Origin of the sequence: Gulosibacter chungangensis (assembly GCF_008831155.1) — a bacterium.
Taxonomy (GTDB): Bacteria; Actinomycetota; Actinomycetes; order Actinomycetales; family Microbacteriaceae; genus Gulosibacter; species Gulosibacter chungangensis.
The window spans coordinates 569669-586213 of sequence record NZ_WBKB01000001.1; the positions used below are offsets into that span (position 1 = coordinate 569669).

18 protein-coding genes are annotated in these 16545 nt (G+C 63.6%); 4 read left to right on the plus strand and 14 right to left on the minus strand.

From position 1 onward, the window contains the following. Positions 1–4: 4 nt before the first annotated feature. A complete protein-coding gene (locus F8O05_RS02560) occupies positions 5–1192 on the plus strand; it encodes a thiolase family protein (protein ID WP_158051166.1) in 1188 nt (395 codons plus the stop codon). 267 nt (positions 1193–1459) lie between these two features. On the opposite strand, the gene rpsN is transcribed toward F8O05_RS02560, so the two are convergent. The 12 genes from rpsN to F8O05_RS02620 form a co-directional block, all read right to left on the minus strand. Next, positions 1460–1765, minus strand: a complete 306-nt coding sequence (gene rpsN / locus F8O05_RS02565; RefSeq protein ID WP_158051167.1) for a 30S ribosomal protein S14 — start codon at positions 1763–1765, stop codon at positions 1460–1462. Positions 1766–1768: 3 nt separating this feature from the next. Next, on the minus strand, positions 1769–1939 hold the full coding sequence (gene rpmG, locus F8O05_RS02570; protein WP_026937797.1) for a 50S ribosomal protein L33: 171 nt from the start codon (positions 1937–1939) through the stop codon (positions 1769–1771). After that, positions 1939–2175 carry a 50S ribosomal protein L28 gene (rpmB, locus tag F8O05_RS02575; RefSeq protein ID WP_158051168.1) on the minus strand — a complete coding sequence of 79 codons (237 nt, stop codon included), beginning with the start codon at positions 2173–2175 and terminating at the stop codon, positions 1939–1941. The genes rpmG and rpmB overlap by 1 nt, the downstream gene beginning before the upstream one ends. A gap of 268 nt (positions 2176–2443) precedes the next feature. After that, positions 2444–2872: a Fur family transcriptional regulator gene (locus F8O05_RS02580; protein ID WP_158051169.1), complete on the minus strand. Its 429-nt coding sequence runs from the start codon at positions 2870–2872 to the stop codon at positions 2444–2446. Next, positions 2869–3747 (minus strand): metal ABC transporter permease, encoded by an 879-nt coding sequence (locus F8O05_RS02585; RefSeq protein WP_158051170.1) that lies wholly within the window; start codon positions 3745–3747, stop codon positions 2869–2871. Before F8O05_RS02585 ends, F8O05_RS02580 begins: the two co-directional genes overlap by 4 nt. Continuing rightward, the gene (locus F8O05_RS02590; RefSeq protein ID WP_158051171.1) at positions 3744–4760 is read right to left on the minus strand and encodes a metal ABC transporter permease; all 1017 of its coding nucleotides are present in this window, start codon (positions 4758–4760) and stop codon (positions 3744–3746) included. Before F8O05_RS02590 ends, F8O05_RS02585 begins: the two co-directional genes overlap by 4 nt. Further along, a complete protein-coding gene (locus F8O05_RS02595; protein WP_225735689.1) occupies positions 4757–5572 on the minus strand; it encodes a metal ABC transporter ATP-binding protein in 816 nt (271 codons plus the stop codon). Before F8O05_RS02595 ends, F8O05_RS02590 begins: the two co-directional genes overlap by 4 nt. 4 nt (positions 5573–5576) lie before the next feature. Continuing rightward, positions 5577–6761, minus strand: coding sequence for a metal ABC transporter substrate-binding protein (locus F8O05_RS02600; protein ID WP_225735690.1), 1185 nt, complete (start codon positions 6759–6761; stop codon positions 5577–5579). A 394-nt stretch (positions 6762–7155) separates the two neighbouring features. After that, on the minus strand, positions 7156–8565 hold the full coding sequence (locus tag F8O05_RS02605; protein ID WP_158051172.1) for a dihydrolipoamide acetyltransferase family protein: 1410 nt from the start codon (positions 8563–8565) through the stop codon (positions 7156–7158). Positions 8566–8573: 8 nt separating this feature from the next. Next, the gene (locus F8O05_RS02610) at positions 8574–9557 is read right to left on the minus strand and encodes an alpha-ketoacid dehydrogenase subunit beta (protein ID WP_158051173.1); all 984 of its coding nucleotides are present in this window, start codon (positions 9555–9557) and stop codon (positions 8574–8576) included. Then, on the minus strand, positions 9554–10669 hold the full coding sequence (locus F8O05_RS02615; protein ID WP_158051174.1) for a thiamine pyrophosphate-dependent enzyme: 1116 nt from the start codon (positions 10667–10669) through the stop codon (positions 9554–9556). The genes F8O05_RS02610 and F8O05_RS02615 overlap by 4 nt, the downstream gene beginning before the upstream one ends. Positions 10670–10797: 128 nt before the next feature. Then, positions 10798–11898, minus strand: a complete 1101-nt coding sequence (locus tag F8O05_RS02620; protein ID WP_158051175.1) for a histidinol-phosphate transaminase — start codon at positions 11896–11898, stop codon at positions 10798–10800. Between the two features lie 57 nt (positions 11899–11955). On the opposite strand from F8O05_RS02620, the gene F8O05_RS02625 reads away from it, so the two are divergent. Next, entirely contained in the window at positions 11956–12363 is a 408-nt protein-coding gene (locus F8O05_RS02625; protein ID WP_158051176.1) for a phage holin family protein, read from the plus strand. A 28-nt stretch (positions 12364–12391) separates the two neighbouring features. On the opposite strand, the gene F8O05_RS02630 is transcribed toward F8O05_RS02625, so the two are convergent. Then, positions 12392–14071, minus strand: a complete 1680-nt coding sequence (locus F8O05_RS02630; RefSeq protein ID WP_158051177.1) for a hypothetical protein — start codon at positions 14069–14071, stop codon at positions 12392–12394. Continuing rightward, positions 14068–14382: a hypothetical protein gene (locus tag F8O05_RS02635; RefSeq protein ID WP_158051178.1), complete on the minus strand. Its 315-nt coding sequence runs from the start codon at positions 14380–14382 to the stop codon at positions 14068–14070. The genes F8O05_RS02630 and F8O05_RS02635 overlap by 4 nt, the downstream gene beginning before the upstream one ends. A gap of 214 nt (positions 14383–14596) precedes the next feature. On the opposite strand from F8O05_RS02635, the gene F8O05_RS02640 reads away from it, so the two are divergent. Then, positions 14597–15127, plus strand: coding sequence for a low molecular weight protein-tyrosine-phosphatase (locus F8O05_RS02640; RefSeq protein WP_158051179.1), 531 nt, complete (start codon positions 14597–14599; stop codon positions 15125–15127). A 10-nt stretch (positions 15128–15137) separates the two neighbouring features. Beyond that, on the plus strand, positions 15138–16520 hold the full coding sequence (gene purB / locus F8O05_RS02645) for an adenylosuccinate lyase (protein ID WP_158051180.1): 1383 nt from the start codon (positions 15138–15140) through the stop codon (positions 16518–16520). Positions 16521–16545 lie beyond the last annotated feature (25 nt).

The following is a 16545-nucleotide window of genomic DNA, read 5'->3' on the forward strand; positions in this document are numbered from 1 at the left end:
AAGCGTGACCACACGCGAGAAAGTCGTCATTGTCGGCGGGGCGCGCACCCCGATTGGAAGCTTCGGCGGGGCACTAGCCGGTGTCGACGCGTATCAACTCGGCGCGGCCGCCGTCACCGAGGCCCTGGCCCGGTCGGGTGTCGATAAGGATTCGGTGGACGAGGTCATCATGGGCTGCATCTCGCAGGTGGGGCCGGATGCGTATAACGCGCGTCGGGTCAGCATCAGCGCAGGACTCTCGCACCGGGTGCCGGCGTTTAACGTGAACCGACTGTGCGGTTCCGGATTGCAGGCGATTTGGTCGGGTGCGCAGGAGCTCCTCTGGGGTGGCACCGATGTGGTCGTCGCTGGCGGGAACGAAAGCATGTCCCGCACACCGTTCCTCGACTTCAACGCTCGCGGCAACCGTCGCCTCGGTGACCGCACGGTGCTCGATGGCACCGTCGCAATCCTCACCGACCCGTTCAGCAACTCGCATATGGGAGTGACCGCTGAAAATGTTGCGGCGAAATATGGCGTCTCGCGCGCCGAGCAGGATGAGTTCGCCCTCGAGAGCCAGCGTCGCGCTGCCAGTGAGGCGGCTCGTGCTGCGTTCGCGGAGGAAATCGTGGCCGTAACCACGGGTGGTCGCAAGCCCGTCGAGGTCTCGGTGGATGAGCATCCGCGACCGGATACGACGCTCGAGAGCCTGGCCGGGCTCAAGCCGGTATTCACGAAGGATGGTTCGGTGACTGCCGGGAATGCCTCGGGGATCAATGACGGCGCCGCGGCAACTGTGCTGCTGCGGGAGAACGATGTGCGCGAGCGCGGCCTCGGCGGGCTCGCCACGATTGAGGCCGTAGCAACCGCCGGGAACGATCCTGAACTCATGGGCTATGCGCCCGTGGTTGCCTTGGAGAAGCTTTGGCAGCGCACCGGACTGACGCCAAAAGATGTGGATGTGGTTGAACTCAACGAGGCCTTCGCATCCCAGGCCGTCGCGGTGATTCGCGACGCTGGTCTCGACCCCGAGAAGACCAATCCCTACGGTGGTGCGATTGCGCTCGGCCACCCGGTCGGTGCGACCGGCGCGATTCTGACCCTCCGTGCGGCACTGGACCTGCAGCGTCGCGACCTGGAATACGCCGTGGTGACCATGTGCATCGGCGGCGGCCAAGCCCTCGCCGCGCTGATTCGCCGCTGGGAGGCGTAGGCGTCACTCCCCGCCCGCAATTTCCGTCGCGTATAGGCACTCAGGAGGGAAATACAACCTCGAAGGTGCCTATACGGGTCGGAACTTGCCGCCGTGCCTCCGGCCGAGCACGCGGAAACGAATCGAGGGTGGGCATCCAAATCAGGATGCCCACCCTCGATTACTGTCGCTAGCTGGTGAAGCTCTAAGTCACTTCGATACGCGAGCTACGCTCGCTACTCAGTGACCGGTGAGGCTTACCAGCTCACAGCGCTGATGGTCGAGCTGTTACCAGCTCGACTTGGTGATGCCGGGGAGCTCGCCGCGGTGTGCCATCTCGCGGAAGCGAACACGCGAAACACCGTACTTGCTGAGGAAACCGCGGGGGCGACCGTCGATGCTGTCGCGGCCACGAACGCGAACCGGCGAAGCGTTCCGGGGAAGCTTCTGCAGGGCGATGCGAGCCTCTTCACGCGACTCGTCAGTGCCGTTGGGGTCGACGAGCTGCTTCTTCAGCTGCAGACGACGCTCGGCGTAGCGCGCAACGATTTCCTTGCGCTGCTCGTTCTTTGCAATCTTGCTCTTCTTAGCCATGTCTTAGCGCTCCTCGCGGAATTCGACGTGCTTGCGGATTACCGGGTCGTACTTCTTGAGCACGAGGCGGTCCGGGGTGTTCCGTCGGTTCTTCTTGGTGACGTAGGTGAAGCCCGTGCCCGCGGTCGAGCGGAGCTTGATGATCGGACGAACGTCCTGGCTCTTCTTTGCCATTAGAGCTTCACACCCTTCTTCTGCAGGTCTGCAACAACTGCGTCAATGCCGCGAGCGTCGATCACCTTGATGCCCTTAGCCGAAACGGTGAGCGTCACCGAACGCTTGAGCGAGGGAACGTAGAACTTCTTCTTCTGAATGTTCGGGTCAAAACGACGCTTGGTTCGTCGGTTTGAGTGCGAAACATTGTGACCGAACTGCGGAGTAGTTCCGGTCACCTGGCATACTGCTGCCATGGTGTCTCCTTCAATACCGCAACACCCATGAAGGCGCTGCCCAAGATCTCTTGTCTGCGTCCAGACCTGCGGGATTGCAAGCCCTTCGCGGTGTCGCCGGAGGAGTGACCCCAAACGCACCAGCTAGCAACCTTACTCGGGGATGCGCAGCTCGCGCAACTCTTTCACGCAAGATTTAGCTGGACCGGATGCACCGGCGGGACGCACCGGCCGGGTTGTACCGACCGGGATACTCGCCAGCCGAGCTGTTAGCTAGCCGCGCGACTTACTAGTCGTGTGATTCTTTGGCTTCCGCGGTGCACACCTTGCAGAGCCCAAAGATGTCGATGGTGTGACTGATATCGGTGTAGCCGAATTCGGCGGCCACCCGCTGCGTCCACTCCTCCACCATCGGTTCGGTAATTTCCTCGGTGGCACCGCAGTTGCGGCACACGAGGTGGTGGTGATGGTCGTCGGTGTGGCAGAAGCGATAGTGCTCCCCCTCACTGTTGCGCAGCGTGTCAGCTTCGCCGTCGTCGGCGAGGGATGCAAGGGCGCGGTAGACAGTAGCGAGACCGATTCGCTGTCCCGAGTCTTCGATCTCGCGGTGGAGCTCCTGCGCGGTCACGAAGTCATCCCGGCCCCGCAGGGCTTGGCGAACGGCTTCGCGCTGCCAGGTATTCCGACGCGCGGGGGTGGCTTCCTTCGACTCGGTCATGACGCCACCCTATCGGGTACCGCTCCCGGCGCGGACGCCGTCTCCTCACCGCCACCCACACCGCTCGTTTGCCGAACCGACCGACCGCGGGTCTTGCGCATCCTCGACCACAGCAGTGCCAGCGCAAAAATTGCCGTCGCGGCGAGGGCCATCGATCCGCCCGCGGCGATATTGAACCAGCGCGAGGCGTAGAGGCCCGCGACTGCGGCGATCACGCCGAGCACCATCGCTAGTGGCACGAGCCATTGGATGCGGGTGGTCACCAGTCGTGCGGCGGCCGCGGGGGCGGCGATCATCGCGATCGCAAGAATCGAGCCGATCGCGGGCATGGTGGCGACCACGGTGCCGGTGATCAGCAGCAGCGTGAGCAGTTCCATCCGGGATTCTCGGAAGCCTGCGGCTTCGAACCCGGCCGGGTCGAAGGTGGAGAACAGCATTTCTTTCCAGGCCACCGCGATCACCGCGAGGGCGACCACCAGCATCCCCGCGATGATCGCAATATTTGTCGCCGAGATGCCAAGGATCTGTCCCGTCAGGAAGGAATCCACCTTGGTTTGTAGCTGCGGGTTGAGCGAGTGAAGGAAGGTACCGAGGGCGTAGCCGAAGGAGAGCACGATGCCAGCGGCCACCTGACGTCCCTGGCGACGGATGCGCCCGAGGGCAATCATCAACGCCACAAGGAGGAGCCCCATGACCGCGGCTCCGAAGACAATATTGAGCCCGAGGAGGGCAGCGGCCACGCCTCCCGGGAAGGTCGCGTGAGTGAGGGCAACGGTAAAGAAGGCGCGCTGCCGGAGCACCACTATCGAGCCGACCAATCCAGCGAGGGCGCCGACGAGGATGCCAGCCACGAGGGCAGTTCCGAATACGGTCATGCTCGAGCCTCCCCCGTGTTCTCGTCGCCGACGAGATCGCCTTGCACGTTTGCCCCAGGGTTCGAGCGGATCGCCCCGCCGACAGCCACGCCAGCACCGGCTAATTCCGCTGTCGCCGAGGCCCCGCGAATCGACTGCACAAACGGATCCGTCACAAGCGGGCGACGTCCCCCGCGCATCCTGGTGGCGAGGGTCGATACCCCAGCCACAACCAGATAGATCGCGACAAGCACGAGCACGAGCACGCCCGAAGGCGAGACCGCGAGTCGCGCATCCACCGCGAACCAGTAGCCGCCGACGAGCCCTGCGAGGCTGCCGACCAGTGCCGTCACGACCGCAATCAGCACGATCGAGCCGATGCGCCGTGCGAGCAGGCGCCCCACCGCCGCGGGCACGATCAGCACCGCCAGCACGAGCAGGTTGCCGACCGCGCGGGAGGCGGCAACCACCACGAGCGCGATCGCGAGATTGAGCGCGAGCTCAAACGCGAACACGCGCATGCCGGTGGCTTCCGCGCCGCGGCGGTCGAAGGAAATGAACAGCTGTTCTTTCCAGGTGAGCCCGACGAGCAGGAGCGCGAGTACGCCTAGCACCGCAATGATCACGATGTCGCCGACGCCGATCGTCAGCAGCTGCCCGAAGAGCAATTGCTCGACTCCGGTGGAATACGTCGTGGTGCGCGAGACGATCACGATACCGAGCGCGAAGGCGCCCGCGAGCAGCACCGCGGTGCTCGCATCCGTCCCCACCCCGCGGTTCGTCGCGATGGTGAGCAGCACCGTGGCAATCAGCGCCGCGATGATGGCGCCGACATACACCGCCTCGCTGCCGCCGAGCGCAAGCCCGATGACCACTCCCGGAAACACCGCGTGCACCAACCCGTCGCTGACGAACTCGAGGTCGCGCAGATTGAGCATCACGCCGACCACCGCGCCGCAAATCGCGAGGAGGATGAGCGCGAGCGCCGCCTGCTGCATGAACGGCGCTCCGAACATCACATCAATCGGGGTCAAAGGCCCGTCCGTTCGGGCGCCGGCACCGGATGCGGGTGAGCGATCAGGTCGTCGTGCGTGTCGAAGTGCCCGGCCGACTCCCCGAAGGTCGCGGTGACGTGTTCCGGAATGAGCGTCTCGTGAATCGGCCCGAAGGCGATCTGCCGACGGTTGATCAGCAGCACGTGCGAGCACACCTGGTGGGCAAGCTCGAGGTCGTGGGTGGACACGGCAATGCCCACGCCTTCTTCGCGAAGCTCCCGCAGAGTCTGCATGAGTTGCTGGCGGCTGGTGGTGTCGAGACCGTTGAAGGGCTCGTCCAGCAGCAGCAACTTCGGGTTCGTCACGAGTGCCCGCGCGAGGAGCCCCCGCTGCTGTTGGCCGCCGGAGAGATCGCCAAAGCGCTTGTGTGCGTGCTCGGTGAGATTCACTCGCTCGAGCGCCGCATCCACGGTCTGTCGGTCAGTTTTGCCGGGCCAACGCAGCGGCCCGAGCTTCCGGAAGCGCCCCATGGTGACCACCTGCCGCAGCGAGATCGGAAATTCCGGATCGATTTCATCCGTCTGCGGCATATAGCCAATCTCGCGGGCCGCGCGCCGACCTGAGGTGCCGAGCACCTGCATCCACCCGCCAATGGGGTCGACGAGGCCGACCATGCTCTTGAGCAGGGTCGATTTGCCGGATGCGTTGGGGCCGACGAGGGCGAGTGCCTCGCCTTCGCGGATCTGCAGGTTGAGGTCCGCGGAGGCGGGGGTGTGCCCGTCGTAGCTGAGGGTGACGTCGCGATACTCGGCAAGCGGCTGCGGCGTCAGTTCGGGGGTGGATGCGGTCAAATGCTTAGGATTCCTGCAGTTGCTCTGGCAGCTCGGTGGCGGTTTCGCCCCACGAGTCCATGAGCTGGGTGGTGTTGTGGATGGTGGAAGATATATAGGTCTCCGCGCCCGAGCCTTCCGCCCCGAGCGAGTCGGTGTAGAGGGCCTGATCGCCCGAGTACACCTTTACACCCGCCTCCTTGGCGATCGCTTCGGCGGTGCCTGGTGAGAGCTGGGTTTCGGTGAATACGGCTTGCACGCCGCTGTCCTTGATCGCGGCGACGAGCGTGTCGATTTCGGCGGCCGAGGGTTCGGCGTTGTCGTCCCAGCTGGGCATGACCGAGCCGATGAAGGTGATGCCGTAGTCGTGGTTGAAGTATGTCAGCGCGTCGTGGTTGGTGACGAGCAGGCGGTCTGCTTCGGGCACCGATTCGATGTTTTCGGCAATCCAGGTGTCGAGCGCGTCGAGCTTTTCGACGTACGCGGCGGCGTTGGTTTCGTAGGTTTCGGCGTGGGCTTCGTCGACGGATGCAAGGCCCGTTGCGATCTCGGTGGTCATCTCGGATGCGAGGGTCGGCGAGGTCCAGATGTGCGGGTTTTCGTCGCCGTGGTCGTGGTCGTCGTGCGCTTCTTCGTTGTGCGCGTGTTCCGCGTCCTCGGAATCCGTTGCCGCTTCATCGGCGTGGTCGTGTTCGTCTCCCGCGTGCGACTCGGCTTCCACGTCGTGCGCGTGTTCGGCGCCCGCAGAATCCGTTGCCGTTTCATCGCCGTGATCGTGCTCGTCTTCGGCGCCCGATTCGGATTCGTCGCCGTGATCGTGGTCGCCTCCCGCGAGGATCTCGCTCGCGTCGATGCCCGAGGAAGCGTCGATCGTGGTGCCTTCGAAGCCTGCGGATTCAAGAATGTCGGGAAGCCAGGTTTCCAGCCCTATGCCGTTCATGATCACGACATCGGCGGTGCGGATGAGTTCAAGATCGGCGGCGTTCGCTTCAAAGCTGTGTGCCGAGGCGTTGGGTTGCAAGAGCCCGGTGACCTGCGCATCCGTACCCGCGGTGACGTTGTTCGCGAAGTCGGTGAGCTGGGTGGTCGTGGTGACAATCTGCAGGCCGTCGGCGGCGGGGTCCTCGCTCGCGTTCGAGCAGCCAACCAGGCCGGTGGCGATGGCGATCGCGGCAGCGCCGCCGAGTAGTGTGCGGGTGAAGTTGCGCACTGCGGTCCTCTCCAACCGGAAGAAAACGAAAACGGCGCCGCTCCCGGTCACAGCCACCGCAGCTACTAACGATAACCGTTATCAGGTGTCACCGCAATTTGGCGGCGCCGCCCCGTACTGCCGCCGCGACCACCACCCCACTAACTCGTCACTCAACGCTGAACACCGTCGGAAAAACAGCATCCATCGACGAGTCTCCGCAGTACCCCGCAACAACTCGTCACTCGACGCTGCCAACAGCCGAAAAGACAGCATCTATCGACGAGTCTCCGAAGGGCCCGAAAGTAACTCGTCACCAGACGCTGCCCGCAGCGAGCAGAGCAGCATCCAGTGACGAGTCTCGGTAGCCGACCCGAAGCCGCCCGGCGGCGGAGCGCCGCGGCACCGCCCGCCGCTAATCGAGCAGCAGCGCTGGCTCTTCGACGATCCGCGCGACGTCGGCGAGGAAGCGCGAGGCGACGTCACCGTCGACCAGGCGGTGGTCGAAGGAGGCGGCGAGCGTGGTCACCTGGCGCACCTGCACCTCATCGTTCACCACCCAGGGCTTCGGCCGTACGGTACCGAACGCAACAATCCCGACCTCGCCCGGCATGAGCACGGGAGTTCCCGCATCCATCCCAAAGACACCGATATTGGTGATCGTGAAGGTGCCGTGCTGCTGATCGGCCGGGGGCGTCTTACCCTCGCGCGCGGTGATCGTGAGCTTCTCGAGGGCACCCGCGAGCTCACGCATACTGAGCTCCTGCGCATCCTTAATGTTCGGCACGATCAGACCCCGCGGGGTCGCAGCCGCAATGCCGAGGTTCACGTAGTGCTTGATCGTGTATTCGGTGTCGGTCCAGGTCGCGTTCACCGTCGGGTTGCGGCGAATCGCCCAGATCACGGCCTTCGCGACCAGCAACAGCGGCGAAACCTTCACCCCCGCGAAGTCGGGCGAGCTCTTGAGCCGCTTGACGTATTCCATGGTGCGGGTCGCATCCACGTCCACGAAAAGCGTGACGTGCGGCGCGGTGAACATGGACTTCACCATGTTCTGGGCGATCTGCTTGCGCACGCCCTTGACCGGGAAGGTCTCCTCGCGCACCGGGTTCCAGCTCGGCGTTTCGAGGTTGGTAAACAGTTTCGCCTGCTCGGCGTGCCGGATGACGTCCTCGCGGGTGATTTCCCCGGCAAGCCCGGTGGCCTGGACCTGGCTCAGCTCGACCTCGAGGTCTCTCGCCAGCTTGCGGATCGGCGGCTTCGCCACGATCGGGTAGGCGGATGCGGCGGGTACGGAAGCGGGCCGGGCCGACTTGGGGTGTGCTGGCTTGGCTTTCGCAGCTTGTGCCTGCTGCACTTCGGTTTCGGTCGCGGGCTTGGTGCGCTCCGCGACCTTGCGGCGGCGACCGGATCGGCGCGACTGTGCGGAGGGGGCGGTGCCGTAACCCACGAGGTTGGCGCCGCCTTCCGAATCAACCGTGCTCGCTGCATCCCGCTCGGCCTCGGCAAATTCTTCGGAGGTGAGGCCGGGATGCCCGTCACCATCGGGATCATTCGGGTCGGTGATGACCTCGGAGCCGGGCGAATCGGCCGTTTCGATCGAGAGAATCGCGCTGCCCACCTCGACGGTCTCGCCTTCACCGGCGAGGAGATTGGCGATCTTGCCTTCGAAGGGGCTCGGCAGCTCGACCAGCGACTTTGCGGTCTCGATTTCGACGAGCACGTCGTTCACGTTGACGGTGTCACCGATCTTGACTCGCCACTCGACGATTTCAGCTTCGGTGAGGCCCTCGCCTACATCTGGGAGTTCAAACTCAATGGCCATGGGTACTCCTAGTAGTCCAGCGTGCGGTCGATCGCGTCGAGCACGCGATCCACGTCGGGTAGATAGTGTTTTTCGAGTCGAGCGGGCGGGAAGGGCACGTCGTAGGCGCTGGCGCGCAGCACCGGTGCCTCCAGGCTATAGAAGCAGCGTTCCGCAATCGTCGCGGCGATTTCACTGCCCACCGAGACATTGCCCGGTGCTTCTTGGGCGACCACCGCTCGGCCGGTCTTGCGGACCGAGTCAAAGATCGGATCCCAGTCGATCGGCGAGACGCTCCGCAAATCGAGTACCTCTACCGAAACACCCTCGGCTTCCGCGAGCTGGGCCGCCTGCAGGTTCATCGTCGTCTGCGCACCGAAACCGATCAGGGTGACGTGCTCGCCCTCGCGGGCCACGCGAGTCTGCACCATCGGCGCGCTCGCCTCCGCGAGGTTCACCTCGCCCTTGGGCCAGTAGCGACTCTTGGGTTCGAGGAACACGACCGGGTCGTTCGATTCGATGGCCTGCTGGATCATCCAGTAGGCATCGTTCGGGGTCGACGGCGAGATGACGCGGATGCCCGGGGTATGCGCAAAGTAGGTTTCGGGGCTCTCCATGTGGTGTTCGATGGCACCGACATGGCCGCCGTAGGGGATGCGGATGACGATTGGCAGCGTCACCGCACCTTGCGTACGGGCGTGGAATTTCGCCAGCTGCGAGGTGATCTGGTCGAAGGCGGGATACACGAAGCCGTCGAACTGGATCTCACATACCGGCCGGTAGCCGCGCATCGCGAGGCCGATCGCGGTGCCGAGGATGCCCGACTCGGCAAGCGGGGTATCCATCACGCGGTGCGCACCAAAGTCACGCTTGAGGTGCTCGGTGATGCGGAAGACGCCACCGAGGGTGCCGATGTCTTCGCCCATGAGGAGGACTTTTTCGTCCTTCTCCATCGCGGCACGCAGACCGGCATTGAGGGCTTTCGCGAGTGGGAGATTTTCGCGGTCGGTCATGCATCCTCCTCGAGCGATTCCTCGAAGTCGAAGAAGGCCAGTTGCTGTCGTCGAATCTCTTCGTTCGCGTCGGCGTAGGCGTGAGTGAACATTTGGTGTGGCTCCGGTTCTGGGAGCGCAAGCGTGCGTCGACGGATGTCGGCGGCGTAGTCCGCGGCTTCGGCATCAATGTCGGTGAAGAAACTATCCGCATCACCTTCGGCGCGCAGGTACTTTTCGAGCCGGTCGATCGGGTCGCGATCGCGCCAGTACTGCTCTTCATCCTTGCTGCGGTACTTGGTTGGATCGTCGCTCGTGGTGTGCGCACCCATCCGGTAGGTGAGTGCCTCGATGAATGACGGGCCCTTGCCGGCGCGGGCGTCGTCCATGAACTGCCCGGTCACGGCCCAGCTGGCCATCACGTCGTTGCCGTCGATTTGCACGGTGGGGATGCCGAAGCCATCCGCGCGTTGATAGAGCGGGACGGGTGACTGCACGCTCACGGGCACCGAAATGGCCCAGTGGTTGTTCTGCAGGAAAAAGACTTCGGGGGTGTTGTAACTGCGCGCGAACACGAGCGCTTCGTTGAGGTCACCTTGGCTCGTGGAACCGTCACCGAAGTAGACGATGGTGGCTTCATCCTCGTCGAGACTGCCGGTACCCACCTTGCCGTCAAGGGTTTGCCCCATCGCGTAACCCGTGGCGTGCAGCGTCTGGGATGCGATCACCAGCACGTAATTGCGGAAGTTATTTTCTTCTTCTGGGTCCCAGCCGCTATTGGTGACCCCGCGCAGCAGTGCCAGGATTTTGACGAGGTCAAGCCCGCGCACGAACCCAACGCCGTGTTCGCGGTAGGAGGGGAAAATGGCGTCTTGCGCACGTGCCGCGAGTCCGGAACCGATCTGCGCAGCTTCCTGTCCTTCGGCGGGAACATAGAGCGCGAGTTGTCCCTGTCGCTGCAAATGGGTGGCTTCCCGATCGAATGCTCGCACCAGGCGCATCTGCCGATATGCGGTGCGCCAGAGTGAGTCCTCGGCTGTTGCCAAGCGCTCTTGGAAAGGCTCAAACGCTGCCGTTGGCTCGAGTTTTCCCTCGGGAGAGAGCGCTGAAGCAAATTCTCTGGCTGCAGTCACGCGGTCGACACCTTCCAACTGATCGATACAACTTCGTCAGTCTATGGCCAAAGGGCCGTAGATTCTGAGTCCTTCTACTAGGGGAATCCGAGATTAATTAGTGGGTTCCCACAACCGCACCGTTCGATTTAACCTGCGTTCTGCTCTTCGGCACGCAGGTAAGGATAGCGTTCGATGGCCCGCCAACAGGCTGCCAGCAGTGGTGTTACTGCTTCTTCCTCGGCGATCGAAATGCGGATGCCGTCACCGGGGAAGGCTCGGGCGATGATGCCACCTTCGCGGAGAATCTCAGCAACGGCTTCAGTTTGTTCACCGCAGGGCAGCCACACGAAGTTCGCCTGTGTCTCCGGTACCGGCCAGCCTTGGTCGAGCAGCGCGCGTCGTACCTCATCTCGTCGAGCCGTGATTTCATTCACGCGCTGACGGATCGCTTCGGGTTCCCCCATGACCGCGAGCGCCGCGGCCTGTGCTTGACCGGAGATCAGGAAGGGAATTGCGGTGGTGTTGAAGGCGCGCATGATTTCCGGGTGACCGAGCATGTAGCCCACGCGCATTCCGGCGAGCCCATAGGCCTTCGAGAAGGTGCGGGCGATCACGAGGTTCGGGTGGTCGGCCAGGATGCGCGTGGCGTTGAGCGCGCTCGGGTCGGTGACGAATTCGATATAGGCCTCGTCGGCGATCACCAGCAGGTCGCTGGGGACCTTCTCCATGAACTGCTCGAATTCGCGCTGACCAACTGCCGGTCCGGTGGGGTTATTTGGCGTGCACACGATAACCAAGCGGGTGCGCTCGGTGATGGCGTCAAGCATGGCCTCGAGGTTGGTGGTGCCGTCCTTGCGTAGCGGGACGGTGACCGAAGTCGCCCCGGCAAGGGTGACCATGCCCGGATATGCCTCGAAGGAGCGCCACGGGTAGAGCACCTCATCGCCTACGGAGGCCGCAGCTTGCACCGCCTGATACAGCAGCGACACCGATCCGGCGCCGACGATCACGTTGTCGACGGCCAGCCCGTAGTGCTCGGCGAGTGCTTCCCGGACAACTTTTGCAGAGGCGTCCGGATAGCGGTTCGTGATGACTGACTCGGTCACCGCCTTTTGCACGCTCTCGAGCGGCTCGAAGTGCACCTCGTTCGAGGAAAGCTTGAAGGAGTTCGCGGGGGCGGGCTTTCCCTGGGTATAAGCGCGCTGGGCGAGAATCTCAGGTCGTAGCTTCACTGGAACGTCAGTCATGCCCAAAGTCTACGGGCTTCCCTGAAAGCATTCATGCCGGTACGCGAGACTGTGCGCATGCGTTTTCTCGCCACCATTGTTCTGAATGCCATCGCGTTGTGGTTGACGACGCTCATCTTGGGCGCTGGAATCACCGTCACCGCATACGAAGAAACAAACCTCGCGCTCATCGTCACCTATCTCCTGCTCGCATTGGTGTGGGGGCTTGTGAACGCGATCATCGGCAAGGTGGTGCGGTTTGTCTCTTTCCCCCTGTACTGCCTCACGCTGGGCTTATTCGCACTCGTGGTCAACGGCTTCCTGTTCTGGCTCGTGGCCTGGCTGAGCGAGCAGGCCGGTTTCGGTATCGCAGTGGATAACTTCTGGTGGGCTATTGGTGGTGCCCTGCTGATGGGTATCTTCTCGGCAATCCTCAACGGCATCTTCAACAACCGCTCACGTAGCCGCGACGACGACCGCGACTAAGCCCCGGCTCGACGCACCGACTACCCGGCTAGCGTCCGGGGCGGGGGACTTCCACTTGGAAGGCATCCGGCATTGCGGGACCTTCCGGCTTTCCGCCGAGGGCCTCATCGATGCCGAGGAAACCAATGGGGTTTTCGCCTACCCCATCGGCGAGGTCACCGAAATCGGGCAGCAGTTTCGACATGATCGGTTCCGAGGACACCGGGGTCTTCGTCCCCGAGGGAGCGCCAGAAGTTGCCGCTTCCGTCGAGTCGGGATACTCCCGCTGGAGGTGGAAGTCATGCGTGGCTACGGGCTCCGCGCCTGCGAGCGGGTCAAGGACCGCATCGCGATTCGCCACGGAGGCCGCATCCTCGTGCGCGTCATAGAGCGCGGCGGTGTCTTGATAGGTATGCATCATGTGCGGGCCGAGGATTCCCTGGTCTTGCGGCACACCATTCGGGTAGGGGTCTCGGTGCACCACGGCGACTTCACCCGCCGCCGGTGGCACGATTCCCTGCAACCCGGTGATGAGATCCCCCGAGTGCTCGAGCTGCACCACGGGAATACTCCCGCCGATCTCATTGCCGTGAATGGGCGACCCCGCCAGCAGCACTGATTGGGTCTGCCATTGTTCAGACCCCGCGAGTGCCGCCGCCACGAGCGCACCCTGCGAGTAGCCCGCAAAGACCACCGCATCTCCCGGAGCGACGCCCGCCTGCTCCATCGCGGCAATCGTGGCACCGATGGTTTCATCGTCCTGCCCCGCAAAAGCCGCCAGATTCGACAGGTTATCCATCGGGTTTTCGCCACCAAAGCCGGTAGAACTGGTCCCGGCGACGCTGACCACGTAGACAGTCTCACCCTCAGGAGTGAGATATTCCGTGACGGTCACGTGAGTGCCGTCGGGAGTGGTTTTCGGGATGCTCTGCATCAGATCGCCAATCGACTCCGGCGTCGCAACCGGCTCACGTTCGGCATGTTCGATCTTGTAGTCGCGCGCGCCCTGAACGCGTTGGATCACATCAGAAATCGCGCCGGCCGCCGCCTGTGGTGATGACAACGACTGGCGAATCAGCGCCTGCGCGGCAATCGCGCCCAGCGGTCCGAGCACAGCGCCACCAGCGACGCCGGCAACGCCAGAGACCGCTTCGCCGATGATCTCGTCGCCCCCGGAGGTGAGCGTGCGCACGAGCAGCACCATCATCGGGTTCGCGAGCGAATGCTGGTTCTCACCCAGCCAGCTGGCGAGGTCATCCGCACCCACCATGAGCCCCGCATCCTCAAGTCCGTGATAGGCGAGGGTACCGGCCACCACGAGCGCGAGCCCACCCGGGGTCATCAGCGTGCCCGCGAGCGCGCCTGCGGCAAACAGGCCACCCTGCGCCACCCCCACCACGATCGCCGTGGTGACCTGATCGGAAAGCTCCGAGAATGCCGACACGACCGTCGCATCCACCTCTTCGTACCACTGCTGCGCCTGCAGCAGATGACTGGCCAGCCCGTGTGCCATACCGGCGAGACCAGCGAGGCCCAACTCCATCAGTGAGGCCTCCCCCGAGGCCTGTAGGAGCTTCACCACTGCCGCGGTACGCCAAGCATCCGCCGGATACCAAGACTGTTCGCTGAGCGTGCCTTCCAGGGAGGCAATGCCGTCGCCAAGCTCGCTCATCCGCTCACTCGCGGGGCCAAACGAGGCAGTATCAACCTGAATCTGCCCGCCATTCATAGGAACTCCACCCCGATCTGCTGGTCGATCAGCCACACGGCGTCGTCATAGTGCGCCGCAGCTACCCCGCAGGCCACCGCGGCAAGCCCCAAGGCGGTGCTGATCGTCGTGCGGCCCAGGTCGTAGGTGAGCCGCGCGCTGGAAACCCAGTCGCTGATCACGGCCTCGTCGGCAAGCGGCACGAGCCGGTTGTTGAGTGTTTGCGCGGAGTCCCGCAGCAGCTGCGCAAAGTCGACACAGTTCTGCCGGATCCGTTCGATTGTGTCCCGTTCAATCCCGGTCACTAGCCCGGTCGATTCCCCGTCGCCCATGTGCATCCCCCTCAGCAATCGAAAGTCGATCTCGAACGTCGATGCCCAAAGGATGCCCGGCCAGCAAGCAACCTGCGCGACTGCTCGTCACGACTGTGCATAACCGCGCATCCACAACCCCGAAGCAAGCCACCGGACGAACAAATATGGTCTTCGGCCACAGAATCAGGCTCTGTTTCCCTTGTGTTGAACTGAATGCGCAACAATTACGAGCATGGCCTCCAACGGATCGCAGCCGGTATTCCGAATTTGCTTCGTGTGCACCGGCAATATTTGCCGCTCGCCCATGGCCGAAATCATCATGCGTGAGTTCGTGAAACAGCGCGGGCTCAGCGAGGCCATCCAGCTCGAATCCGCGGGCACCGGCGAATGGCATGTGGGGGAAAAGGCTGATCCGCGCACCCGCTCCGCGCTCACCCGCGCCGGATATTCCGGGGAGCAGCACCGCGCCAAACAGTTTGATCCGGAAGACTTTCGTCGCTTCGATCTGTTGTTGACCTTCGATCGCGGCCAGCAGCGCATCCTGCGCACCTGGGCCGAAACCGAGACCAATCGGGCGCTCATCCAACCACTGTTGAGCTTTGATCCCGCCCGAGCGCACAATCTCGAGGTCCCAGATCCCTACTATGGAACCGACGAATTATTTGACGAGGTGCGCGACACCATCGAGCAAGCCTGCACACAGCTGCTGAACCAGATTGAGCCAGCCGTGCGGGCGGCCCGAGATTCTGCGCCCTCTCGATGAACGGAGCGCTATGAGCCCCCTACCCCCGCAATACCTCAGCCCCCTCGACAACCGGTACTTCAAGGTCGTCTCCCCCATCGGTGAGCACCTCAGCGAAGCCGCGCTGAATCGGGCCCGAGTTGCGGTCGAGATCGAGTGGCTCATCTACCTCACGAACAATAAGTTCTTCGGCACCGAGCCGATTGCGGAGGACCTGCAGGCGAAGCTGCGCGGCGTGGTGGATGCTTTCGACCAGTCGGCGATTGACGAGCTCGGCTCGATCGAGGCCACCACGCGCCACGATGTGAAGGCCGTGGAGTACTACGTGCGCGCCCGCCTCGGTGAGCTTGGCCTCTCGGGTATTGAGGAGCTCACCCACTTCGGTTGCACCTCGGAGGACATCAACAACACCTCCTACGCAATCACGATTCGCGATGCCGTCACCAAGGTGTGGCTGCCCGCCGCGACCGCGCTCACCGACCAGGTCGCCGCACTCGCTGTCGCCCAGCGCGACCAGCCGCTGCTCTCACTCACCCACGGCCAGCCCGCCACCCCGACCACTCTCGGGAAGGAACTCGCCGTGGTCGCCCACCGTCTGCGTCGCGTGTTGAAGCGCATCGAGCAGCAGGAATACCTCGGCAAGTGGGCCGGCGCCACCGGAAACTTCGCCGCGCACGTCGCGGTTGCGCCCGGGATCGACTGGGAGAAGGTCGCCGACGAGTTCACCGCGCAACTGGGCCTGGTCTGGAACCCGCTCACCACCCAGATCGAATCGCACGACTGGCAGGCGGAGCTCTACTCCGACATCGCGCACTTCAACCGCATCCTGCACAACTTCGCGAGCGACATCTGGCTGTACATCATGCGCGGCGTGTTCAAGCAGATCCCGCAGCCCGGGGCGACCGGTTCCTCGACGATGCCGCACAAGATCAACCCGATCCGCTTCGAGAACGCCGAGTCGAACCTCGAGCTGTCGAACGCCTTCCTCGACTCGCTCGCGCAGACCCTCGTCACCTCGCGCCTGCAGCGCGACCTCACTGACTCCTCCTCGCAGCGCAATATCGGCGTCGCGTTTGGCCACTCACTGCTCGCAATCGACAACGTCAGCCGCGGCCTTCGCGAGCTCGACATCAACGCCGAGAAGCTCGCGGCAGAGCTCGACGGCAACTGGGAGGTCCTCGCCGAGGCCATCCAGACCGTGATCCGCGCCGAAATCGTCGCCGGTCGCTCGAAGATCGAAGACCCCTACGCCGTGCTCAAAGAGCTCACCCGCGGCCACTCGGTTGGTCGTGAGGAGCTCGTCGAGTTCGTGAACGGTCTCGACATCGGTGAGGATGCGAAGGCGCAGCTTCGCGAGCTCACCCCCGGCAGCTACACGGGTCGTTCTTCGGCCCTGGTCGACCGACTCAAGTAGGCCAGCCAATTTCTTTGCATCCGCG